At 40.0% G+C, this 24,370-nt stretch carries 24 protein-coding genes and 2 tRNA genes; 2 read left to right on the top strand and 24 right to left on the bottom strand.

Going from position 1 to position 24,370, the window contains the following annotated elements:
• Window positions 1-94: 94 nt before the first annotated feature.
• Entirely contained in the window at window positions 95-1,066 is a 972-nt protein-coding gene (locus K8O68_RS13555) for a hypothetical protein (RefSeq protein ID WP_230897399.1), read from the top strand.
• A gap of 38 nt (window positions 1,067-1,104) precedes the next feature.
• On the opposite strand, the gene K8O68_RS13550 is transcribed toward K8O68_RS13555, so the two are convergent.
• From K8O68_RS13550 to K8O68_RS13445, 22 genes are all read right to left on the bottom strand, one after another.
• Window positions 1,105-2,214, bottom strand: a complete 1,110-nt coding sequence (locus tag K8O68_RS13550) for a DNA cytosine methyltransferase (protein WP_230897398.1) — start codon at window positions 2,212-2,214, stop codon at window positions 1,105-1,107.
• 145 nt (window positions 2,215-2,359) lie between these two features.
• Window positions 2,360-2,926, bottom strand: coding sequence for a recombinase family protein (locus tag K8O68_RS13545; RefSeq protein ID WP_230897397.1), 567 nt, complete (start codon window positions 2,924-2,926; stop codon window positions 2,360-2,362).
• Window positions 2,927-3,031: 105 nt separating this feature from the next.
• On the bottom strand, window positions 3,032-3,304 hold the full coding sequence (locus K8O68_RS13540; protein ID WP_230897396.1) for a cyclic nucleotide-binding domain-containing protein: 273 nt from the start codon (window positions 3,302-3,304) through the stop codon (window positions 3,032-3,034).
• Between the two features lie 39 nt (window positions 3,305-3,343).
• A complete protein-coding gene (locus K8O68_RS13535) occupies window positions 3,344-4,075 on the bottom strand; it encodes a DUF4145 domain-containing protein (RefSeq protein WP_230897395.1) in 732 nt (243 codons plus the stop codon).
• Between the two features lie 135 nt (window positions 4,076-4,210).
• The gene (locus K8O68_RS13530) at window positions 4,211-5,230 is read right to left on the bottom strand and encodes a tyrosine-type recombinase/integrase (protein WP_230897394.1); all 1,020 of its coding nucleotides are present in this window, start codon (window positions 5,228-5,230) and stop codon (window positions 4,211-4,213) included.
• 156 nt (window positions 5,231-5,386) lie between these two features.
• A tRNA-Arg gene (locus tag K8O68_RS13525) sits at window positions 5,387-5,463 on the bottom strand.
• Between the two features lie 88 nt (window positions 5,464-5,551).
• A tRNA-Gly gene (locus tag K8O68_RS13520) sits at window positions 5,552-5,625 on the bottom strand.
• Window positions 5,626-5,706: 81 nt separating this feature from the next.
• Window positions 5,707-6,222: a metallophosphoesterase family protein gene (locus tag K8O68_RS13515; protein ID WP_230897393.1), complete on the bottom strand. Its 516-nt coding sequence runs from the start codon at window positions 6,220-6,222 to the stop codon at window positions 5,707-5,709.
• Between the two features lie 5 nt (window positions 6,223-6,227).
• Entirely contained in the window at window positions 6,228-6,848 is a 621-nt protein-coding gene (locus tag K8O68_RS13510; protein WP_230897392.1) for an XTP/dITP diphosphatase, read from the bottom strand.
• Window positions 6,841-7,638 carry a ribonuclease PH gene (gene rph, locus K8O68_RS13505; protein WP_230897391.1) on the bottom strand — a complete coding sequence of 266 codons (798 nt, stop codon included), beginning with the start codon at window positions 7,636-7,638 and terminating at the stop codon, window positions 6,841-6,843. Before rph ends, K8O68_RS13510 begins: the two co-directional genes overlap by 8 nt.
• 187 nt (window positions 7,639-7,825) lie before the next feature.
• Window positions 7,826-9,079 carry a GerMN domain-containing protein gene (locus K8O68_RS13500; protein ID WP_230897390.1) on the bottom strand — a complete coding sequence of 418 codons (1,254 nt, stop codon included), beginning with the start codon at window positions 9,077-9,079 and terminating at the stop codon, window positions 7,826-7,828.
• 114 nt (window positions 9,080-9,193) lie between these two features.
• Entirely contained in the window at window positions 9,194-10,036 is an 843-nt protein-coding gene (racE, locus tag K8O68_RS13495; RefSeq protein ID WP_370640530.1) for a glutamate racemase, read from the bottom strand.
• Between the two features lie 23 nt (window positions 10,037-10,059).
• Window positions 10,060-10,539: a MarR family winged helix-turn-helix transcriptional regulator gene (locus K8O68_RS13490; protein ID WP_230897388.1), complete on the bottom strand. Its 480-nt coding sequence runs from the start codon at window positions 10,537-10,539 to the stop codon at window positions 10,060-10,062.
• 241 nt (window positions 10,540-10,780) lie between these two features.
• Window positions 10,781-12,496 carry a phosphoenolpyruvate--protein phosphotransferase gene (ptsP, locus tag K8O68_RS13485; protein ID WP_230897387.1) on the bottom strand — a complete coding sequence of 572 codons (1,716 nt, stop codon included), beginning with the start codon at window positions 12,494-12,496 and terminating at the stop codon, window positions 10,781-10,783.
• Window positions 12,496-12,759, bottom strand: a complete 264-nt coding sequence (locus tag K8O68_RS13480) for a phosphocarrier protein HPr (protein WP_093049674.1) — start codon at window positions 12,757-12,759, stop codon at window positions 12,496-12,498. The genes ptsP and K8O68_RS13480 overlap by 1 nt, the downstream gene beginning before the upstream one ends.
• Window positions 12,760-13,018: 259 nt before the next feature.
• Window positions 13,019-13,861: a PRD domain-containing protein gene (locus tag K8O68_RS13475; RefSeq protein WP_230897386.1), complete on the bottom strand. Its 843-nt coding sequence runs from the start codon at window positions 13,859-13,861 to the stop codon at window positions 13,019-13,021.
• Window positions 13,862-13,982: 121 nt separating this feature from the next.
• Window positions 13,983-14,207, bottom strand: coding sequence for a helix-turn-helix domain-containing protein (locus K8O68_RS13470; protein ID WP_093049668.1), 225 nt, complete (start codon window positions 14,205-14,207; stop codon window positions 13,983-13,985).
• A gap of 117 nt (window positions 14,208-14,324) precedes the next feature.
• Window positions 14,325-14,792, bottom strand: a complete 468-nt coding sequence (locus K8O68_RS13465; RefSeq protein ID WP_230897385.1) for an acyl-CoA thioesterase — start codon at window positions 14,790-14,792, stop codon at window positions 14,325-14,327.
• A gap of 82 nt (window positions 14,793-14,874) precedes the next feature.
• Window positions 14,875-15,639 (bottom strand): succinate dehydrogenase iron-sulfur subunit, encoded by a 765-nt coding sequence (gene sdhB, locus K8O68_RS13460; protein ID WP_093049663.1) that lies wholly within the window; start codon window positions 15,637-15,639, stop codon window positions 14,875-14,877.
• Entirely contained in the window at window positions 15,636-17,408 is a 1,773-nt protein-coding gene (gene sdhA / locus K8O68_RS13455) for a succinate dehydrogenase flavoprotein subunit (RefSeq protein ID WP_230897384.1), read from the bottom strand. The genes sdhB and sdhA overlap by 4 nt, the downstream gene beginning before the upstream one ends.
• A 22-nt stretch (window positions 17,409-17,430) precedes the next feature.
• Window positions 17,431-18,048: a succinate dehydrogenase cytochrome b558 subunit gene (locus K8O68_RS13450; RefSeq protein ID WP_230897383.1), complete on the bottom strand. Its 618-nt coding sequence runs from the start codon at window positions 18,046-18,048 to the stop codon at window positions 17,431-17,433.
• 387 nt (window positions 18,049-18,435) lie between these two features.
• Window positions 18,436-19,785 (bottom strand): TrkH family potassium uptake protein, encoded by a 1,350-nt coding sequence (locus K8O68_RS13445; protein ID WP_230897382.1) that lies wholly within the window; start codon window positions 19,783-19,785, stop codon window positions 18,436-18,438.
• A gap of 200 nt (window positions 19,786-19,985) precedes the next feature.
• On the opposite strand from K8O68_RS13445, the gene K8O68_RS13440 reads away from it, so the two are divergent.
• Complete coding sequence (locus K8O68_RS13440) at window positions 19,986-20,435, top strand: DUF2507 domain-containing protein (protein ID WP_230897381.1); 450 nt, start codon at window positions 19,986-19,988, stop codon at window positions 20,433-20,435.
• Window positions 20,436-20,829: 394 nt separating this feature from the next.
• On the opposite strand, the gene K8O68_RS13435 is transcribed toward K8O68_RS13440, so the two are convergent.
• Complete coding sequence (locus tag K8O68_RS13435; RefSeq protein ID WP_230897380.1) at window positions 20,830-22,077, bottom strand: aspartate kinase; 1,248 nt, start codon at window positions 22,075-22,077, stop codon at window positions 20,830-20,832.
• A gap of 383 nt (window positions 22,078-22,460) precedes the next feature.
• On the bottom strand, window positions 22,461-24,242 hold the full coding sequence (gene uvrC / locus K8O68_RS13430; protein ID WP_235788499.1) for an excinuclease ABC subunit UvrC: 1,782 nt from the start codon (window positions 24,240-24,242) through the stop codon (window positions 22,461-22,463).
• Window positions 24,243-24,370: the final 128 nt, after the last annotated feature.

The following is a 24,370-nucleotide window of genomic DNA, read 5'->3' as shown; positions in this document are numbered from 1 at the left end:
AGACCTTTTCCCTTTTTTTACTATTTAATCCCCATTTTTTTCATTGTAGATAGTATAATAGTAGTGGGAGTTTATATTAGGGAGGTTATACATAATGGATAATAGCAAGGAAGAAACTAAACAGGTATTCCCAAAATTAAAGTTACAAGATAAGGTAGAATTATTCATGTACCCTTTTATGAATGAATTAGAAAAGGGGTTAGTGTTAAGGAAGGATGATTTAAAAAACATTACTTTTCATCATGATGAGGCAAATACTGACAGGGAGCTAAAGGAGTATTTACAAGAGTTAATTGAAAACCACTTTGCCACCCTACCCTACCAAGACCAAAAAGAATTTTATTTCAACTCTGAAATCTCAGGGGGATATGTTATTAACTATTCTCTTTTCAGTGACATATTTATAAACAAAGTTTATCTACCTAATGAAATGACAGAAGAAATAAAAGTTCAATTAAGAAAACAAAATTCTGTTTACACAGATCCTGATATTGTTTTAGAAATCACTGACACCAATCATTCAGAATTAATTTATGTTCCTGTTGAGCTAAAATCAACTAAAAAAAATGCAATACCTGGTTCAAGTATTCAACAAATAACACCTACTGAATGGGTTATTTTTGTTAAACACTCTGATAAAGGTGAAATTGAGATTACTACTGGGCAATATATCTATGCAGTAAATTCAACTATGCAATTCCCTGACAGGAGCCCTAGACCCTCAGTAGCTTTTAATGAGTTGGTGAATTGGAACAAAACATTTAGAAGGGAACATAAAGGGAAGACCAAAGATCAGTTAGCAATCACTATAAAAGCAGATATTATTGAAAAAAAATCAGAACTTTTAGAGGACTGGCAAGGTGTATTAGTAGAAAGATGGCTTAAAGTTATTGAGAAAAGAACTGTTAAGAAAAATGAAGCATGGTTTAATAATACTATCAGAAACTATACTTTAGAATTTCTCAATAATTATGAATCTCTATCTCCAAATGAGAAAGTCCAATTAAAAGAAACAATTAACGAGGCTATAGAGAAGTATAATAAATATGCTGATAAAGAGGAATAAATAAAGCAAAAAAGGGAGAGGTAAATCCTCCCCTTTTTTTACTGAGTTAGTGATAAATATAAAGCTCTTGCAATGTGCCAGCCCATAACAGGCGGGACTGCATTTCCTACTTGTTTATAAGCTGTGGAAGCAGAGGAGTAAAAAACAAAATCATCAGGGAAAGACTGGATTCTAGCACACTCTCTTACTGATAACCTCCTCCAATTTTTCATGTCATTTTCATCACCAAGGGTTCTATAGTGTCCTTCTATATTGCCATGGTGTTCTGCTCTAATTGTAGGAGAAACTTTATTGGGTTTAATTCTAATATTTCCTTGAGTTTTTCTTCCTTCATAAAATTTTGCCTTTGAATAGTCTCTAGTAGTATGGTTATTAACCTCTGGATTATCTAGCAGCTCCCATAGATCATCAATAGCATCCTGAGAGGTTACCCAGTTCTCAGGTGAATTTGTTTCTAATGGTAATTTAGGGACAACATCAATGTCATCTCTTATTCCATAAATAATAACCCTTTCTCTGCTTTGAGGCACTCCATAATTTCCTGCATGAAATAACTTAAAATATACTGTATAACCACTTTCTTTAAAATCATCTATAATTGTTTTTAGGATAATTCCATCTTCCATTAAGAGCAGGTTTTTAACATTTTCAGCTACAAATGCTTTTGGTCTTACTGCATCTATTGCTCTTTTCATTTGTAAATAGAGCCTACCTCTCTCAACAGTCAATCCTCTTCTCTTTCCTGCTAAACTAAAATCCTGACAAGGAAATCCACCTAGAATAATATCAGCCTCTGGAAATTCCTCATCAGTAACATTATTAATGTCCTCACAAATAATATGATCTCCAAAATTACCTCTGTAGGTCTTTACTGCATTTTTATCAATTTCATTTGCCCACACAATGTCAAAATTATTTCTTGAATATTCATTTCCCAAATAGCTAAAATCACCTTTAAAACCTAAGTCCAATCCACCACAACCAGCAAATAAAGAAAGTACTCTAAATCTGTCAGTTGAGGTTACTGGAGTGTTAAAAGTATCTATCCTATCTTCTAGCTTATGCTCCTCATTAAATTTGTGAAAATCATATATCTCCTCAACAACTACTTCTTCTTTAAACAAAGTTAATTGTTCCATTCTTGTCATAAACCTTCCTCCATTATTTATACTAACAAGCATTTTTTTTATTATCACATTTTGTCATATTATAGTTTATTTATTCTCTTATACTATCATACTATAAGTGGTAATACAGTAAGTAAATAAAGCCTGTATTACTGTTGGAAAACAACTACCTAACCTGTTTTAACTTTCTATACAATGTTGATCTGTTAATGCCTGTAATCTCACATATTTGTTTACTGGTATGCTCTCCCTTATTGTATAATTCAATAGCATAATTTACCTTGTGAGGATTGCTTTTTGGTCTACCAAACATAACACCATTCTGTTTTGCTACAGCTATTCCCTCATTGACTCTCTTGTTTATCATTTTCCTCTCCATCTCTGACAATGCACCAACAATAGTAAGGAGGAAATCATTGAGAGGATTATCCTCTGTTGTGTCTAGCCAGGAATCAGAAATACTTCTTATAGTTGCTCCCTTATCTTTTATGGTCTGGACAATATTTAAGAGATCAGCAGTACTTCTTGAAAGTCTGTCTATAGAGGTTATTATCACTAGATCATTTTCCTGCAAATCCTCAAGCATCTGCATCAGAGCAGGTCTGTCTTTCTTAGCACCTGACATCCTATCTTTATAAATGTAATCACACTCAGAAAGCTGAGCCTCCTGCCTATCAAATTTCTGCTCTTCTCTGTTTGTGCTGACTCTCATATAGCCTAGTTTTCTGCTCATTTAATTCCCTCCTCTTGTAAGACATGTTAATTATATCATTTTTGAATACCCTATTCAATTTAAATACACTAGAGCAACAAAATAAAGCCTTAGCTTATGCCAAGACTATAGGTTTTTCTCATCAGGATTTCTTAAATAATAATGAGTTTTTACACCTACCTCATGATGGATGTCTAAATAACCTGCCTCTTGTAGATGTTTTATACTTCTGCTAATAGTAGTTTTTGCTGTGCCAATTTTCTCATGCAAGTGAGTTAAGCTAGTATCTATGTAACCTGTCTCCTCATTAGCTATGCTAAGCATGAACATAATCAGTTTACATGACTGTGCATCCAAAGTTACAGCTATTTTCCCTAAATGTTTTCTTGAATACTCCATTTTTTGTTGCCTCCTGAAAAACCATGAAAAATCTTCTGCTTAGGATTTCACTTTTTTTCTTTTTATAATTTCTCTCTTATATTTCTTGGCTTTTATTTTCATGCTAATAAAATAAACAGTTATATCAATCAGGTTTTTTAGATCATGTATATCTTTATCCTTATATTCCCTTACATAATGTGTCTCATCATTTCCCAACCATGCTGCTCTTTCAGCCATTTCCTTTATATCTGCCTCATCTATGTATTCATTAATACAGTGTTGTATTGAGTGGGTTTTCTTAACAGTATCTTCCTTTGAAGGATTCTCATTGATAATATAATCCTTAATCAAATGCTCAAGGGCTTTCCTGTACCCTACACCACAAATCAGGTTTAGTTCTTCCTGCTCAGCATGGTATGATTGGTTAAAAATAGATATAAAATCTGGAGAAATTTCCTCTATTTCTTCAGGGAATACCTTGTCATTTCTCTTAGTTTGATACATATATTCAAATAAAAACCTTGAGGCAAATGGGTCATCATCAAGATCAGTATTATATTTATCATTTTCCTTATATACAGCAAAAAACAAAGAACCACATGAACTGCTTGGACATTTAAACATGATTTCCCTTTTATAATAATCAATAGTATGTACAAGTATATACTCAGGGTGGAGAGACTTTTTACAGATTGGACAACTTTCAGGTAATTTATCATAGTTTGTCCTTATAGAAGAGACCTCATTTGACTCATCATTTATGTAATTAATATCCCCTATTGTAATCACCTCTTTTTATGTTTATTATTGACCAAATTATACCATATTCTTAAGTTTATTGGACAAAAAGGTTTTTTTCTAGCCTACCTAGACACATTAAAATATAAAAGCCCCCCAACTAAATTGTAAGGAGGCTAAAATTACTTATAAGTAATCCCTTAAATTATCTGCCACTTCTTCCACATCTAAATCAAGATATTGAGTAGTGACTGCCAAGTTGGAGTGCCCTAGAGCTTTTGAGATCAGAGCCAAGTTTGCACCCTTGTCCAACAGAGTCTTTGCATAGCCTCTCCTAAGAGCATGAGGATTAATGTTCTGTAAATTATACCTTTTAGAGTACTTATTTAACTGTTTAGAAATGGCATTGTTTGTTGATTTTGTATTCAGGGATTTACCTTTATAGTTAATAAACAAAAAAGAATTGTTCTCTCCATAGTATGATCTTATCTTGTTATTTTGCTTAATCAATACTTTTAACAGTTGCATCAACTCATCATCAAGAGGTAACTTCTGGCTCTTATGATTTTTTAATATTGTTCCATCCATCCAAAGTAACTTATTTTCAAAATCAATATTATTCTCATGGAGTTGTCCCAGTGTGTTAATTCTAACACCTGTTCTATACAGTGTGAGAACTGCCACAGCATCTCTTAGACCAATAAAGGTATTTAGGTCTAGCAAAGACAACAAAACCCTCACATCATCCTTCTTAGCCCCTTTTTTGACCTTCTTGTCCACTTTAATATTAATGCCATGCCAAAATTTAGAATCAAACCATCCATTATTGAAGCATTTGCCTAAAATTGCTTTCAGGCATTTTAGTCTTGTCAGTTTAGTCTGATTAGAAACCTGCATAGAATCAAGCCACAAATATATAGTATCTGTTGTAATTTCCTCAAGGTTATTTACATTAGTAATTTCCCTAAACTGAGCCATATACCTAATATAGTCTGTTATTGTTCTTTCTCTATAGCCACTTACTCTCATCTGCTGAATAATAATTTCCATTACACTGTCTAAGCCTCTGCCAGTTTCCTTACTGGATGAATCTGTTTTTGTATTTGTTTTTACAGAGGACTTTTCCTGTACCTCTGTTCCCTTTCCTTCATCTTTAAAAAAGCTGAGATCTGCATCTACCTCAAAAATACCTTTTTTCTTTGTCATACTGTTCCCTCCAAATAATTGTGTTTGGAGGTAATAAAACCCTGAAAGGAAACTGTAGGGATAAAAAAAGAGATGCTACCACAGTGTTCTAATCTGCGTTAGCATCCCTTATCTGTCAAAAACCCTGTCATATCAAGGGTTTTAACTGTTATGTAATGGCGTCCCAGGAGAGATTCGAACTCCCGACCGACGGCTTAGAAGGCCGTTGCTCTATCCTGCTGAGCTACTGGGACATAATTATATAGGCTGATTCTGATTCCCCGCTTAGTCTAACGTTTGTTCATAAAAATTATCCAGCGGTATCTCAAGCAAATAAATTTATGGAGCGGGTGAAGGGAATCGAACCCTCGTCATCAGCTTGGAAGGCTGAGGTTTTACCACTAAACTACACCCGCAGAAATTGTAAATATTAATTATCATGTCAGGCCGCTCGTTAACAGCGACAATAATTAATATATACAATTCCAGATGAAAAGTCAACCGTTTTTGTGAAAAGTTTTACTTAAATCATCAATTCTTTTTCCTTCAAGAGAATAAAAATCTACACTTATCTCTTTCCCTTCTGTTTCCAGGAGCACATAAGTGCCGACGGGATACTGCCTTGGCAGCCTCATACTGCCGGGGTTTAATATGACAAGGTTCTTTTCCTGCACAGCTGCCGGGACATGCGTATGACCGTAGCACACGATATCTGCTTGTGATTCTTCCCCTTTGTAAATAAGGTTCATTTCTGTCAATTTTACATTTAATAAATGGCCGTGGCCAACAAAAAATGTCGTACCCTTTACTGTTTCTGCAATTTCTTCCGGAAAATCAGATCCAAAGTCACAATTCCCTCTCACAGTGAATACATCCTTTAAGGCCTCAGAACTCTTTTCAAGCTCAGAATCTCCACAATGAAAGACAGCATCCACCTCATCTTTATGACGGTCGATAACTTCTACTACTTCTTTTTCCCATCCGTGACTGTCACTCATAATTAATGCTTTCATACGTATCACCTTTTCAGATCAGTTTCATCTTCAACCCACTTATCCCACAGTTTATTGAGTTGTATCAGCGCATCAGCCCGGTGGCTCAGCTTGTTTTTTTCTTCTCTGGTAAGCTCAGCCATTGTTTTATTTAATTGAGGAAGATAAAACAGCGGATCATATCCAAACCCGTGACTGCCTTGGGGCTGTTGCGTTATTCTCCCTTTACATTCTCCTGTAACTGTTTTCACTTCTCCTCCCGGAAAGCAGACAGCAAGAACACAAATAAACCTGGCAGACCTTTCCTTGCTTTCAACATCTTCAAGTTCCTTAAGAAGTTTTCTGTTGTTCGCTTCATCATCTTTATCCAGCCCGGCATAACGTGCAGAATAAATTCCCGGCTCCCCATTAAGAGCATCAACCGAGAGACCTGAATCGTCAGCTAAGACAGGCTGATTTATTAATTCTGAAATAGTTTTTGCTTTCTTAATCGCATTTTCTTTAAACGTTTCACCGTCTTCTACTACATCAATTTCATCTTCTAAATCAAGCAGTGATTTGACTTTGAGCCCTTTTTTCTGAAAAAAAGCTTCAAACTCAGCTACTTTACCTTTGTTTTTGGTAGCAATGAATATTTCTTTATACATCCTTTTCCCGCTCCTCATTATTGCTAACCCGAGTATCAGATCCGCTGTCGTCATCCGCTAGCTTAAGACCAAAGTCCCCTAAAGCTTCTATTTGAAGATCAAAAAGTTCGTTAATTCCTTTTTCTGCCAGATCAAGCATTTCATTCAGCTGGCTCCGCGAAAAAGTTGCTTCTTCTCCAGTTCCCTGCACTTCTACTAATTGGCCTCCGCCGGTCATTACTACGTTCATATCCACATTTGCCTGGGAATCTTCAATGTAATCGAGGTCTAAAATTGCTTGTTCCTCTTCATTTATCCCAACAGATATGGCAGCAAGACAGTTTTTAACAGGATTTTTTTTAATTTTTTCTTCCTTAATTAATTTGTCAAAAGCTAAGCCCATCGCTACAAAGGCTCCTGTAATGGACGCTGTTCTCGTTCCTCCATCTGCCTGAATAACGTCACAATCTATCCATACTGTTTTTTCCCCTATTACTTCCAAATTAACCACAGATCGGAGTGCACGTCCGATCAAACGCTGAATTTCCATTGTCCTGCCGGTGATTTTTCCTTTAGAGGACTCACGTATATTCCTCTGTTCTGTTGCTCTCGGAAGCATCGCGTATTCGGCTGTAATCCACCCTTTTCCCTGCCCTCTCATGAAAGGCGGCACACGGTCTTCAACACTTGCCGAACAAATAACTTTCGTATCGCCGAAAGAGATTAGTACCGAGCCTTCCGGATGTTTTATGTAACCGGGAATAATCTCTACATTTCTAAGCTGATTGTGTACACGGCCATCATGACGCATAACATACCACTCCCACTCTTATAATTATGTATTCATTTGCATTTATGGAGAAGTTGAAACTTTCTTAAAGAATTGCTCTGTTAATATAGCTGATTAAGTAAAAATAAAAAGAGAAGCAGCCGGAAAAGCTACCCCTCTTATGATAAGTGTTTCGTTTCTTAATTTCAAACCCCCGCAGCAGTATTTCTTAAAAACGGCCGGTGTTTACACGCTCAGGCCTAACAATCGGTTCTGATACAGACTGCCCGTTGCTGACGAGTATTTCCTGTTCAGAATCAACCTTAAGGGATACTCTTTCGACCCCCTCCTGCTCAGTAAGAGAAAGAACAATCATATTTAACACATTTTCAGAAACGGCAGTGCCTTCAAGCTGGCTTAATAACGCTTCATTGAAATTGAGTGTCACAGTCCCGTCAGCGTAATCAGGTTTCTCTAAAAGTTCAGCCTCCTGGCGGAAATCTGTCAGCAATCGGGACATATAGTCAGGTCCTTCAAGCAGTTCATTTACGATGGCCTCGTATTTATCCTCATTTTGGGAAATTCTTCGAGTGACAGGGACATAATAAGTCTCATCCTCTGTCTGCGACAGGAAATAGACAATCACAGAATCTGTAGCTGTCAGATCAGCCTGGTCATTCATTTCTAAATTAATGCCATGATCCCTAGTATACCCCTGTCCTAAAGGCGTGTTGTTTTGAGGCATGGCATCCAGGTCTTCCCCATTCATTTTTAACTGAACTCTGTCTATCCCTTCCAGCTCTGTAAGAGTCCAGGTGAGGGATTGAAGAACCTGCATCTCCTGCGATGGATGATAATCGCTGAAAGAGTCATTGAAATCTACAGTTACAGTTCCATCTTTACTGCGTTTCGTATCGAGTACTTCTGTACCTGCTGGCAATACAGCCTGGAACCCGTTTGGCAGGAGCTCGGTTACAGGCCCCTCCTGCACAAGGCTTTCAACTAAATTTTTAACTTCGTTGTCTCCCAGTATCAGACTCATTGATTGAGGAGCCACCATTCCGTTACGGTCTACCAGGTACACTTCATGAATATCCTCTTCTGCAGCCGCTAGTCCGTCCTTTTCCTCTGTCATATCCTCATCGTCTGTCACCGGGCCGCCTTTTTCCTCTGCTATATCTTCATCTTCCATTACCGGACCCCCCTTTTCCTCAGCCATTTCTTCGTTTTCTTCAGCCCACTCAAATTCGTCCAGCTCCTCATTGGCGTCCGGATCATCCGTAATGGAGCTGATTTGTCCTTCATCCAAAGTCTCTATCACTTCCACCTCAAGTTCATCTTCATCCTCAATATAATCAATTTGTGGCGGATCGATTTCTTCCAGAACATCATCTGTCGTTTCTGAGCCACATGCACTAAAGAGGACGACTATTGCCCCAAAACCAATAGCCGCCGCCCCTTTCATTTTCCAACCGCGCAGCATCGCATTCCCTCCTTGACTGTTTGTACTATGATGTATACGAGCTTTTTCTTTTTTTAGACCAGGAGAATGCTTTAAAATAAAAAAACACAACGCTTTTTACGCGTTGTGCCTTAGCTAATTCCTCCAGCCGGCCGCTTTTATGTTTTGAAAATAAGCGGGCAGCCTTAAATTTGTTTCCTTCACTTTAAGGCCCCTGCACTTCAGCCAGTCTTCGGCTACTTTTTTAAAGGTGGTGATAGGGCCTGTCGTATAGAAAAGATGAGACGGCTCTGTTTCACCTGTATAAAGTAAACCTTTATGGTATAACAGCGCACTGACTTCCAGTGCTGTCTCATCCCCTGAACAAATGACTTTTACACTATCCCCTGCCTCTTCGCTGATCTGAGAAGCAATGAGCGGGTAATGAGTACAGCCTAAAATAAGGCTGTCTATGTCATAGGCCAGAATAGGCGCCAACGCCTCAGAAATGACTTTCTTAGAATGAGAGGTGTTAAACTTACCCGTTTCTACCAGCGGAACAAGCGTAGGACAAGCTAAACTGACTACCTTTACTTTATTATTGATGGCAGTTAATTCTCTATGGTAAGCCCCGCTTGAAATTGTCCCCTCTGTGCCGATGACTCCTACGTGCTGGTTCTTTGTCGTTTTTAAAGCGGCTGTCGCTCCAGGATGGATGACACCTAGCACAGGGATAGATAACTTCTCCTTCGCTTCTTCCAGCACGACGGCCGTAGCTGTATTACAGGCGATCACTAACAGCTTAATATCATGGGAGAGAAGATAATCAATCATCTCCCAGGTAAATGAACGGACTTCTTCCTGGGATCTGGGTCCATACGGGCATCTCGCCGTGTCACCGATATAGATGATCTCTTCTTTAGGTAATTGTCTGATAAGTTCAGATACGACGGTCAGTCCCCCAACACCTGAATCTATGACTCCAATAGGTTTTTTCACTGTCAAACGTCCTCTTTCTTTCCTTAAAATGACTTCCAGGTTTTAGCATCTCTTTTCATTTCATCAAAAAGATATTTTAAGCTTCTTTCAAGAAAATCAACGTCCTGCTTGGAAAAATCGTTCAGTACACCTTGCAAATATCCTTGCCGCTGATTTATAACTTCCCGGATAATAGTCGCCCCTTTATCCAATAAGTGGATCCTGACGACCCTCCTGTCATTCGTGTCTTTCACCCGCTCAACCAGGTCATTTTTTTCCATGCGGTCCACAAGGTCAGTTGTTGTGCTGCATGCTAAATACATTTTCGAAGATAATTCACCAATAGTCATATCACCATATTCATGCAGCCACTGAAGTGCAACAAACTGAGGAGGAGTTATAGGAAAGTCACTTAAGATTTCCCTTCCTTTTTGTTTGACAATATCTGCAATCATTCGTAACGATTTCTCAATGTTTTCAACTTGAGTATGTTCTAGAGTTTGCTGCTTTTCCTGTTCAGGCATTGCCTTGCTCCTTTCGTATAGCGAAACATGTTGAACACCTATATTTTCCCGTTTTTTGCTGTGAATTTCAAGTCTCTTAGGAAACAAACCATAGAAAAACTTGGCATTAGCCTAAATTCCCTCCAGAATTTATAGTAAAATCGCGTGATAATTATTATTGGCTAAAGTAAAGAAAACGCTGATTCACAGCAAACTTATGCTGTAAATCAGCGTATTCAGCAGCTAAAAATAGGTGACAATTTTAAAGGAAAGACTTCTCCACCAATTGTTTCACTTCTTCTGCTGTATTAAGCTGAAGTGCTTTTTCTGCTGCCTTTTCAGCTTCCTCTTTAGTTATCTGGCTGATTTGGCTTCGCGCAGGAAGCACTGAGGTTGCACTCATACTAAATTCGTCTAACCCTAGACCAAGCAGCAGAGGAATAGCAGTTTCATCTCCAGCCATTTCACCGCACATGCCTGTCCACTTTCCTTCAGCATGTGAGGCGTCAATAACCATTTTAACCAGTCTTAAGATCGCAGGATTATATGGCTGATACAGGTAAGAAACCTGTTCATTCATTCGGTCCGCTGCCATTGTATATTGAATTAAATCATTTGTTCCTATACTGAAGAAATCTACTTCTTTAGCAAATTGGGGAGCCATAACTGCCGTTGAAGGTATTTCAACCATTATACCAAGCTCGATAGAATTACTTACTTCTGTGCCTTCCTTCGTAAGTTTCTCTTTTTCTTCTTCAAGCAGGGATTTCGCCTGTCTGAATTCATCCAGAGTGGCGATCATTGGGAACATAATTTTAAGGTTGCCAAACGCGCTTGCTCTTAATAACGCTCGCAGCTGGGTTCGGAAAATATCATCCTTTTCCAGGCACAGCCTGATTGCACGGAAACCAAGGAAAGGATTCATCTCTTTCGGCAGATCCAAATAAGGAAGTTCTTTGTCTCCCCCGATATCCAAAGTACGGATGACGACAGGTTTCCCGTCCATGTCTTCCACTACTTTTTTGTAGGCCTCAAACTGTTCTTCTTCTGTAGGAAGCTCATCTCTTCCCATATAAAGAAATTCTGTTCTGTAAAGGCCGATCCCTTCAGCTCCGTTATTCTTCACGCCCTCAAGGTCGTTTGGCGTTCCAATATTTGCAGCTAATTCAACGTGAACCCCGTCTTTAGATTTTGAAGGCTCATTTTTCAGTTTGGCCCATTCTTTTTTCTTTTCCTGAAAATCTTCCAGCTTTTGCTTATATTCATTAAGCTCAGCTTCTGACGGGTTGATAATGACATTACCTTCAAGGCCGTCAATAATTACCATTTCCCCGGCCTCAGCTTCCTGTGTAACCGTTTTTGTGCCTACTACTGCCGGAATCTCCATTGAACGCGCCATAATAGCTGAGTGGGATGTTCTCCCGCCAATATCTGTTACGAAACCTTTGACAAAATCCTTATTAAGCTGCGCCGTATCAGATGGCGTTAAGTCATCCGCCACAAGAACAACTTCTTCATTTAACTCCGCCAGCGAGACCATAGGCTTACCTAAAATATGGGCAAGGACTCTTTTAGAGACATCACGGATATCCGCTGCACGTTCTTTCATATATTCATTATCCATTGTTTCAAACATAGTTACGAATTGGTCTGAAACTTCTTTTAACGCGAAAGCAGCGTTAACTTTGTCATCTTTAACTTTCTGACGGATAGGATCTACTAATTCCGGATCACTGAGGACCAGGAGGTGGGCAGAGAAAATCTCTGCATGCTCTTCACCAAGGTCATTTTTTGTTTTTTCTTTAATAACCTGCAGTTCGCCTTTTGCTTTTTCTAAAGCTGCATCCAGACGGTCTGTTTCTTCTTGAACGTTTTCAATAGTTTCCTTCTCCACTGTCAAATCGGGTGTCTCAAGACGGAAAACCTTTGAGATCGCAATGCCGGCAGATGCAGCAATTCCGCTTAGATTTTTGGGCATTATTCAGACAGCCCTTGTTTCATAATTTCATCAAGACCTTGGATAGCTTCTTCTTCATCTGGACCTTCTGCTTTAATCGTTACTTCTGACCCCTGGCCGACACCAAGAGACATAACACCCATAATAGATTTTAAGTTAACGGACTTTCCGTTATATTCAAGTGTAATTTCAGACTCATACTGCCCCGCTTTATTAACAAGCTGCGTAGCCGGACGAGCGTGGATACCTGTTTCTGCTGTGATAGTAAATGTCTTTTCTGCCATGTTAAACACTCCTTAAATTCATTATAATAATTTAACTTTACAGATGATTATAAACAAACTCGTTCACTAATATTAATCATACCCAATAATCCAGCTTCTCACGCTAAATTACCTGTTTTCCAATAAAAAAAGCATGAGTAAAGTTTGTCTATGAAAAGAACATGCCCGCCGGGCCATGCGCGTATGTGCTGCATTCCTAATCATAAACTCGCCTCTTTACTCATGCCTGATCTTATCAGTAACACGTAAACGGGTTTGTTTAATTATGTTGTTCCATTAATGTTCTGACATAAATAGTTAAGTGCATTACTTCTGAATCACTAATGGACACTCCTGTTGATTTCTCAATCATCCGTACTAAGTTCCGAGAAATATTATAACACAGGCTTTCTTTTTCCTTCAAGGAAAAAATAATACTTTTGTCTAACTTTGTCGTATTTTCCGTTAACGGATCATCAATTATATTTTTTAAATGGCGCACAAAACGCCGGAACTGAGGCATATCTTTCTTAAGTTCCAAACCGAGTTTCTCTTCCACATAACGGACACAGCGCGTAAGGATATCCGATTCTTTATTTATAACTGAATGGCTGTCTCTAATGGCACTTTGAATATGAAGAGTAATAAAACCTGTTTCTGCCTCTGGAAGCTTGTACCCTGTTTTTTCATAGATAAAATTCACCACATCTCCCGCGATCAAGTATGTCTGGTGATAAAGCCACTTCGTTTCGGTTAAGAAAGGGTTTTTAATGTCGGTTTCATCTTTTGTTCTTTGTAAAGCAAGAACCATATGCTGTGTTAACGCTGAATGAATTCGCTCTATCAGCCGGAAGCCGATTGCATCGTGGATTTTTTCAATAGCTTCGTGGATAACCAGCAGTGTTTCTTCCGTTTCTTTAGTTACCAGCTTCAAATATTTTTCCTGTTCTATTTCATCCACAAGAGAATATAGCTTGTCATAGGTTTTAGCTTCAAAAATTTCTCCGCTTTTTTTTCCGAAGCCTATTCCTTTCCCAATAAAAATAACTTCTTTTCCATTTTCTGATTCAGCAATTACCACGTTATTGTTTAAGGCTTTCTGAAATTTATAAGGCCCTTGCATAGTTTGACACCTTCTTCTTTTAAACACTATTTGACGATATCATATCATAAATACTATGCAACCTTACAGTCAACACAAAACTGATTGAAACCCGGCTCCTTCCTTAAGAAGCCGGGTAACATCAGATTTTCAGTTCGCCTAGTCTTACCAACTCAATAACTGCCTGGGACCGCCCCTTCACCCCTAGCTTCTGCATTGTATTGGAAATATGATTACGAACTGTTTTTTCGCTTATGAAAAGGTGTGAAGCTATTTCTTTTGTTGTTTTGTCTTGTACGAGTAATTCAAAAACTTCCCTTTCACGTTTTGTCAAAAGCGGTTTTGGCCTGAAATCATGATCTTTCATACATTCACCCTTTCTTGCATGGGCTGTTTTTTAATATTTACGGCGAATATTTAGTCATGACTATATTATGTGGCGGCTTTCACGCCTGTGACAGGAATTAGTGAAAAGGATTATAAGTTAACGCAAACAGACTGGTGCCCCCTTTTTTAATGACTCCACACTGTGTTCGTCCCATGAAACAGATTTACCAGTTTCTTTGGAAACTTGAACGATTCTTCCTCTTCCTGTGATACATATTTCCCCGGCCTTGTTTTTAATTGCATAGTGGATTTCTACAGAGGATCTGCCAATTTCAGACACTTTAATTCCTATGTGAAGAGGTTCGTCAAAGAAAACCTGTTTTATATAATCACAATGAAGGTCTGCCGTCACAGGGATTGTTTCCCCTCCCTTATCCATCCAGTACCCCATCAGTCCGCATTCTTTAAAAAACTGGATACGGGCATGTTCAAAATATACGAAAGGAACCGTATTGTTCAGATGGCCGAACGCATCAGTTTCTGAAAAACGCACAGTGACAGGGTAGTAATAGCTAAATTCACTCTTCCACACTTCAAAATCTTTAATATACGCAGGCAATTTCATAATATCACTCCCATAAAACGAATGAACATTCATTCATTTTTTAATATGAATATAAGGGGCCCGAAAGCCCCTTCGTTAAAACTTATGCTGTATTGTCAGACCCAAAGAAGTTTTTAAAAGACTGCAGTGTTGTTGCACGGTTCATAGCAGCGATGGATGTTGTCAATGGAATACCTTTAGGACAGGACTCCACACAGTTTTGAGAGTTGCCGCAAGCGGCAAGTCCGCCATCTCCATCAATTAGCGTCTCCAGCCTTTCAGCTTTATGCATAGCACCTGTCGGGTGGGCATTAAATAAACGAACTTGTGAGATTGCTGCAGGCCCAATAAAATCTGATTTACTATTAACATTCGGGCAAGCTTGCAGACAGACTCCACAAGTCATACATTTAGACAGTTCATAAGCCCATTGTCTTTTAGCTTCAGGCATTCGCGGCCCTGGACCCAAATCATATGTGCCGTCAATAGGTACCCAGGCTTTCACACGTTTAAGGGAATCAAACATTCTGCTTCTGTCGACAGTCAGATCGCGCAGAACCGGGAAAGTATGCATGGGCTCCAGTCTGATCGGCTGCTCTAACTGATCGATTAATGCTGTACAGGATTGCCGGGGTTTACCATTAATAATCATTGAACATGCTCCGCAAACTTCTTCAAGACAGCTTGCATCCCAAGCTACTGCCGTAGTAGCTTTCCCTTCAGCATTAACAGGATTCCGCCTAATTTCCATTAAAGCAGAAATAACATTCATATTCGGGCGGTAAGGCAAATCAAATTTCTCTTCGTAAGGTTCACTGTTCTGATCCACCTGGCGTTTGATCACGAGTTGAATTGTTTTTTCACTCATGCCTTTTCACCTGCCTTCTTCTTGGAAGTATAGTCTCTCTTACGAGGCGTGATTAAGGATACATCCACATCTTCATATTCAAAATCAGGCGAGAGGGTTTCCGGATTGAATTTCGCCTTTGTTGTTTTCAGCCATTCATCGTCATTCCGCTCAGGGAATTCAGGTTTATAATGGGCTCCCCGGCTTTCGTTACGGTTATAGGCTCCTATAGTTATTACACGTGCCAGATTCATCATTGAGCGAAGCTGTCTGATAAACGCGGCACTTTGGTTAGTCCATTGCGCGGTATCATCAATACTGATGTTTTTATAGCGTTCAAGCAATTCAACAATCTGTTCATCAGTATTTTTAAGTTTATCATTTTCCCTCACAACAGTAACATTATCTGTCATCAGGCCGCCGAGTTCCTGATGAAGTTTAAAGGCATTTTCCTCGCCTTTCATATTAAGAATCTCATCAAATTGTGCTTTGTCTCTTTCAATCTGCCGGTCGTAAATCCCGCTGGACAGCTCATCAGCTGTCTTATCAAGACCTTCAATATACTCTGCCGCCTTAGGACCTGCGACCATACCGCCGAAAATAGATGAGAGCAGTGAATTGGCTCCGAGACGATTAGCTCCATGAATGGAATAATCCACTTCTCCAGCTGCAAACAATCCTGGTATATTTGTCATCTGGTTATAGTCGACCCAGAGGCCGCCCATAGAATAATGCACTGCAGGGAAAATTTTCATAGGTACTTTACGAGGATCGTCACCCATGAATTTTTCATAAATTTCCATGATCCCTCCGAGTTTGATATCCAATTCTTTTGGATCTTTATGGGACAGATCAAGATAAACCATATTTTCACCGTTAATTCCGCGTTTAAGATCCACGCAGACGTGGAAGATTTCCCGTGTTGCTATATCACGCGGCACCAGGTTTCCATACGCCGGATACTTTTCTTCAAGGAAGTACCACGGTTTTCCATCTTCATCATAAGTCCATACCCGGCCGCCTTCACCGCGCGCAGACTCACTCATCAACCTAAGTTTATCGTCTCCCGGGATGGCTGTCGGGTGGATTTGAATAAATTCACCGTTTGCATAGTAAGCTCCCTGTTCATAAACTGCTGCCGCTGCATAGCCTGTATTAATCATTGAGTTCGTTGATTTTCCGAAGATAATCCCCGGTCCGCCTGTCGCCAGGATAACGGCGTCACCGCGGAAAGACTCAATCGCCGAAGAGTTAAGGTCCTGGGCGGTTATTCCTCTGCAGACGCCGTCATCGTCAAGGACTGCGTGAAGAAACTCCCAGCCTTCATATTTATTTACAAGCCCGCTGACTTCGTGGCGGCGTACCTGCTCGTCTAACGCGTAAAGAAGCTGCTGGCCGGTTGTGGCCCCCGCATAAGCTGTTCGGTGATGCTGGGTCCCTCCGAATCTTCTTAGAGCAAGTAATCCCTCTGCTGTCCGGTTGAACATAACGCCCATCCGGTCAAGCAGATGAATAATTCCCGGCGCTGCGTCACACATCGCCTTTACCGGCGGCTGATTTGCTAAAAAGTCCCCGCCGTAAACCGAATCATCAAAGTGTTCCCAGGTGGAATCTCCCTCACCCATTGTATTTAAAGCCCCGTTAATTCCTCCCTGAGCACAGACGGAGTGGGACCGTTTTACAGGGACAACTGAAAATAAATCCACATTCATTCCTGCTTCTGCTGCTTTAATCGTTGCCATAAGACCTGCCAGGCCTCCCCCAACAACGATAATTTTTCCTTTGCTCATTATTAACACTCCTTCTATTTAGCTATCCGACAAAAGCTAAGATTGAACGAATTCCAACAAACGTTAATGCCACGAACACTGCCGCAGTCACATAAGTGGAAATTCGCTGTGATCTTGGGGTTATTGTAATGCCCCAAGTGACGGCAAATGACCAAAGTCCGTTCGCAAAGTGGAACGTTGTTGCCGTAATCCCGATAATATACAGAATTAATGCGAGTGGATTTTCAACAATTTCAGCCATCATATTAAAGTTTACTTCTGCCCCCAATGCTGCTGCCACTCTTGTTTCCCATACATGCCATGTTACAAAAATCAGGACAATGACTCCTGTAACTCTTTGAAACCTGAACATCCAGTTTCTGAAATAGCTATATGTAGAGGTATTATGCCTCGCCTCAAATGCAATATAAAGACCGTAAACGGCGTGAAAAATAAGCGGTAAAAAGATAAGAGTAATTTCCATGAAATATCGGAATGGAAGGTTTTCCATAAAATGAGTAGCCTGATTATAAGCTTCAGGACCTCTTACAGCAAAATAGTTAACTGATAAATGGACAATCAAAAAAGCCCCTACCGGAATAACACCTAATAAAGAGTGCAACCTTCTGTAGAAAAATTCTCGGTTTTGTTTTACGGACATCTAACTCTCCCCCTGTAATTTAGTTTTCTGGAGATTTATCACGTACAAAAAAGCGAGCCCCCTTTTCTGAAATTATTAAATTAGTACTCTGTCAACAGGCGAAATCGCCACAAGTTTGAAAAAAATATGACAATTTCATTTTACTCCTCTCGACCTGCTTCGTCAAGAAAGCGGATACACCTATTATTTTAACAGAAAAGCGTTCATGGCAGCACAATCTTACAAATTTTCTGATTAATATAATGATATTTTACCAGAAAAAAAACATAATTATAAGAGAGACGCCCTTTCATCCGAAAGAGGCGCCTTCATTTATTTAAATGCCAATTTAACTCCCTGTGTTCACACGTTATCATGGTATTTTACCAAAATATTTTTTCTAACGTTTTAACCTATAATAATTCTTTCGGTTGGATATTTATAAAGAGTCTTCTTCTCACGCGCCCGGATCGAGAACAGGAATGCTACAAGCCCCACCCGTCCTATAAGCATCAGAACCATTAAAGTGATCTGGCTCGGCAGAGACAGGTCAGGTGTAATCCCCATTGAAAGCCCGCATGTTCCGAATGCTGAACTGGCTTCAAAAATAATCGCCATTAATTCTATTTCCCTGCTTCCTTCAAAAGCTGCGATCAGTATAATTGATAAGAACAGCCCTACTATAAATACTGAAAGGACGATAAAAGCTTTCTGCCGGTCTTCCTGGTGGATTTCCCTCCCGAAGACTTTCACGTCACTTCTCCCCATGGCAAAACTTCTGATCGTCAGAAACATAACAGCAAGGGTAGTTGTTCGTATTCCGCCGCCTACACTCGATGGACTGGCTCCGATAATCATCAAGGCAGAAAGGAATAGTAAACTTGCCAGCGTGAGCTGGGAGACATCCATCGTCGCCAGTCCGCCGCTTCTCGCTGTTGCTGAATTGAACATTGAGAAGAACAGCTGCTGGTGCCAGCTGAGGCCATCATAAAATTCATTTCGCTCAATCATCCAGAGTACAACCATTCCTACAGCAAAGACTATAAAATACGTGGCTGTTGTAATCTTTGTAAACAGGCTGAACCTGAAATTAGGATCTTTACTTGAAAAATAAGCCCTCAGCTCCATTAAAACAGGAAAGCCGATTGCTCCCGCAAATATTAGCAGAATGTTAACGAGCTGGACAAAATAATCATCGGCAAAAGGAATAAGCGACTGCCCAGTCACATCAAACCCTGCATTCGTAAAGGCTGACAAGGCGCCAAAGGCTCCCTGGTAATACGCTTCTCCCACGGTGTCAAAATAGTTTAAATAATAAGTTCCAAGTATAAGTGCACCGATAAGTTCTATAAGGAGTGCGACCAGTAAAATGCCTCTCATCAGCTTGACGAGTCCAGCAAATGAAATCTGGTTCTGGTCCACCATAATCAGCATCCGCTGGGATAAAGGAATTGTTTTCCCAAGCACCATCCATACAAAGGTCCCAAGGGTCATGACTCCTATACCCCCGAGCTGGATGGCCGCTGCCAGAAAAAATATTCCAACGCTGCTGTATGTCTCTGAAACGTTGACAACTGTGAGTCCTGTGACACTTACAGCACTGACAGACGTAAATAATGCTTCAGAGTAGCTCACCGATACTCCTTCCTGTGCGGAGACCGGCAAGAACAGAAAGACACTGAAAAAAAACATGGCTATTATGTATGAAATTACTATAATTCTAAAAGGGGTTAAAAGTTTTCCCATCTTCATTTTCATTAGCCAGTACCTCCCAATAAATACGGGCTTTAGTATACCACGCACGAAAGTCCGTTTCCATATTGTTCTCTATTTTTTATATATTAGCGGAAGACTTTCACCAGTCTTTTCTAAAAATAACAAACAGATTTTTTCTTTTATGATAAGATAAATATCATGTGGTTTTCAGATGAAACAACGAGAGACGAAGGATGAGAAAAATGACTGATAATAAGCATTCTAAAGAAGAAGAACGGACACCTCAAGTCCCTGCTTACAGCTATGATTTATTAAGGCATGAACTTTTGCCTGAACTGTTAGGCAATGATGAAACGGTTATTCTTTACTGGGCGGGAAAATCCATTGCCAGAAATAAAATGTCTGCCATAGAATCGTTAGGGATAGAAAAATTTTTTAAAGAGGCAAATTGGGGAAAGATGCAGCCGGCTAAAGAAAAAAGAAACGAAAGAATTTATGAATTGGAAGCTCCGCATCAATATAGCGAACGGCCATTTTCTCTGGAAGCAGGCTTTCTGGCTCAGCTCATTGAAATGGAAAAAGGGGTTGTTTCTGAAGCATCCTGGGAAATCAAGCGAAAAAAACCGTTGACTGCTGCCATTACAGTAAGATGGGATAAAAAAGACCCTTCCAATACAGAGGGCAGCGTTTAACCGAATGAGGGTGCGATACACTTTTATAAAAAGGAATGGGCCTCACAGAATCCAATCCTTTTTATATAGGGGTTTCGACTGTGTTGCTCCTGCAGGCCTTCCCGCCTTCGGTCAATTAAGTTATTTTAACAGCCAAAACTTATTTGATTGAAGGACAGAAGGTGGCGACGCTCGAGGGGTTAAGCGCAGTCTGAAGATCCCATTCAACGAAGCTCCTGGCTGAGTGAATTTAGCTGAAGACAAGCCCCTGGGCAAGCGCCCGCCTGGCGGACTGAAATCACTGCTTTTTATTCTTTGTCAGAGTCAATTTTCTTTAACTCCAAAAACGAAACTCCGAACAAATATTTGTCCGGAGTTCTTTATGGTTTCTATTCTTTTTGTCTGAGCCTCTTAATTAAGCTTTAACTGCTTCAATTTTAGCTTTTTCTTTTGCATCTAATCCGAAGAACGAATGAAGCGCCTCTACCGCTTTCACCATATCCTGCTCCGGCACTACAGCTGAGACCGCAATTTCAGACGTACTTACCATTTTAATGGCCACTTCCTCGTCTGATAGTACAGTGAACATGTCTGCGGCTACCCCTGGGTTGGATACCATGCCTGAACCGACAATTGATACTTTGGCCAAAGTACTTTCATGGCGGATCGTGCTGTAGCAAAGGTTGACTTTATTGTTATGCAAAACATCAAGCGCTTTACCAAGACTTGCTGTATCAATTGAGAAAGAAACATTAAGTCCGTGGTCGGCGGTCATTTGCTGAATAATAATATCTACACTGATTCCCTGCTCTGCAAGCAGAGAGAAAAGATTTGACATCGTATCATACTGATTTGGCAAGCGTTCTATCGTAATCTTCGTTACATCTTCTTCAAACGCCAGACCTCTTACAATTAAGTTTTGTTCCATTGGTGCTTCCTCCTCAACGGTCGTACCTTCAACGTCCTCCATGCTTGAACGGACAATAAGAGAAACGTTATAGTTTTTAGCAAATTCAACTGCTCTAGGGTGTAAAACTCCGGCCCCTAAGTTTGCCAGTTCAAGCATCTCATCATAAGAAATACCGTCTAATTTTCTTGCGTTTTTAACATAGCGGGGATCAGCGGTAAACACTCCTGTAACATCCGTATAAATGGAACAGCTCTCAGCTTTTAGCGCTGCTGCCAAGGCTACTGCTGTTGTATCGGAGCCCCCGCGTCCCAGCGTAGTAATGTCACCGGTTTCACTCACTCCCTGGAATCCAGCTACCAGTACAGCTTTTCCTTCATCCAAGTGCTGTTGAACATTTTCCGCTTTTATATCAGTTATGCGCGCATCCTGATGGACATCTTCCGTCTCTATCCCGGCTTGCCAGCCTGTTAAGGAAACTGCGTCTACACCCATTTCTTTCAACGCCATGACGACAAGTGAGATAGTTACTTGTTCCCCTGTTGTCAGAAGCATATCCATTTCTCTCGGGTCAGGCGAATCTGTAATATCATTCGCCAATTCAACCAGTTTATCAGTTGACTTTCCCATGGCAGATACTACCGTCACTACTTTTTTGCCTTCATCCATTTTCCGCTTAATTCTTTCGGCTACTCTTTTAATTTTTGTCACATTCCCTACAGATGTTCCTCCAAATTTCTGAACAACCGTTGTCAATATGAACGCCTCCTCAACCTATTGCAAACATTTTAGTTTTTTTACCAAGCTTTTTGCCACTCACTTTTGAGAAGACCTTCAAAGATGAAAGCTTCCAAAAAACTCATAATTCAATGAATGTTCCGATTTTTCAGGACAGAATGATGGTTTTGAAAAAATGATCAGGACTTCCCTTTTATAAAAAGGCGGCAGAAGACGTGTCTCTCTGCCGCGTTCGGCTTTTGTAACAAAAGTACATTAAGCCGTCCGTAGAGATAGAAAGTCCGCCATCCAAGTGATTGCCATACTTTAACGTCCAGAGCATGGAATCTTTTTCAAAAATTCTGCCAAACTCATTTAATAGATTAACAAACGGCTATAATGATGGCAACACGGATCTATCGTCATTTATTCCCTTCATCGTCGATGACTCTTCTTAAGGTTTCAGCAACGGACTGAGGTATCCCTACACTCTCTATTTCTTCCAATGACGCCTCTTTTAATCTCTTCACAGAACCGAATTCCTTTAACAGCAAGCGTTTTCGCTTTTCTCCAATTCCTTCAACTTTATCTAAAATAGACGTAAACATTGTTTTTTTCCGAACATTCCGGTGGAAACTGATTGCAAAACGGTGAACTTCATCCTGAATTCGCTGAAGCAAGTAAAATTCCTGGCTTGTTTTAGAAAGAGCCACTACTTGGGGAGGGTCACCTATCATCAATTGGGACGTCCTGTGTTTTTCGTCTTTGACTAACCCGCAGACGGGGATAGAGAGATTTAACTCATCTTCCAGTACACTTTGTGCTGCGGAAATCTGCCCTTTACCGCCATCGATGACAATTAAGTCCGGCAGCGGCATTTCTTCTTTTAATAGCCGGAGATATCGTCTCCGGACCACTTCTCTCATTGATTCATAATCATCAGGGCCCTTTACCGTCCTTACTTTATATTTACGGTAATTTTTCTTATCAGGCTTTCCATCTACAAATGAGACCATCGCTGAAACAGGGTCCACGCCTTGGATATTTGAGTTATCGAATGCTTCAATTCTGTGAGGCGTATCGATATTCATTGCCTGGCCAAGCCTTTCAATAGCATAAATTGTTTTTTGTTCATTCCGTTCAATTAAATCAAACTTTTCTTTAAGGGCGAGCCTGGCGTTTTTCGTCGCTAACTCCACCAGTTCTTTTTTTTGTCCTCTTTTCGGCTGAAGAGCTTTTACACCTAAAAATTGCGAGACAATTTCAGGGTTGGTCCCGTCAGGTAAGAAAACTTCCGATGGTTTTTTATGATGGGCTTCAAGATAAAACTGTCCTAAAAACGTGTAAAAATCATCTTCCGGGTCTTGGTAAGTTGGAAATAATGAGACGTCCCGCTCAATAAGTTTGCCTTGTCTGATAAAAAATACTTGAATGCACATCCAGCCTTTGTCTACGTAATATGAGAAGACATCTCTGTTGACCTGATCGGTGAGAGTCATTTTCTGCTTTTCCATTACAGCTTCAATATGCTGAACCTGGTCTCTCAACTCTTTTGCCCGTTCAAAATTCAGATCTTCAGAAGCTTTAAGCATCTTTTCTGTGAGGTTCTGCTTCACTTCCTGGTGCCCGCCATTAAGAAATTTTGCAATTTCGGAAACCAGCTGGGCATTTTTTTCTTTAGTTACGGTAAACTCACACGGGGCCAGGCATTGGCCTATATGGTAATAAAGACAGACACGGTCAGGAAGTGTCCGGCATTTCCGCAAAGGATAAAGACGATCAAGCAGCTTTTTTGTTTCATTGGCCGCCTGGGCATTCGGATAAGGCCCAAAATACTTAGCCCCATCCTTTTTCACTTTCCTTGTAGTTATCAGCCGGGGATGCTCTTCCTTTGTAATTTTTAAAAAAGGATAAGTTTTATCATCTTTTAAAAGAATATTATATCTTGGCTCATATTTTTTAATTAAATTTTGTTCCAGCACAAGGGCTTCCAGGTCGGAAGAGGTAACAATATATTCAAAATCGGTAATTTCACTTACGAGTCGTTGGGTTTTTTTGTCATGTGAGCCGCGGAAATACGATCTGACGCGGTTTCGAAGAACTTTAGCTTTTCCCACATAAATAACGGTATCATGTTTATTTTTCATCAAATAGCAGCCTGGCTGAGAAGGCACAAGCTCAATTTTCTTTTTTAATTCCTCCATAATGATACTCCTTTAACTGGCTGATACTACCACTATATCATGGTAATTTGGCTTGTTTCCACAAATAAGGAAGCAGCGGCGGGCGCACACGCTTAAAAGGAGAAACCTTATGATAAGACGCTTCTAAT

The sequence above is a fragment of the Salipaludibacillus sp. CUR1 genome (assembly GCF_021028955.1).
Lineage (GTDB): Bacteria > Bacillota > Bacilli > Bacillales > Salisediminibacteriaceae > Salipaludibacillus.
This window is presented reverse-complemented; position numbering and strand designations above follow the sequence as displayed.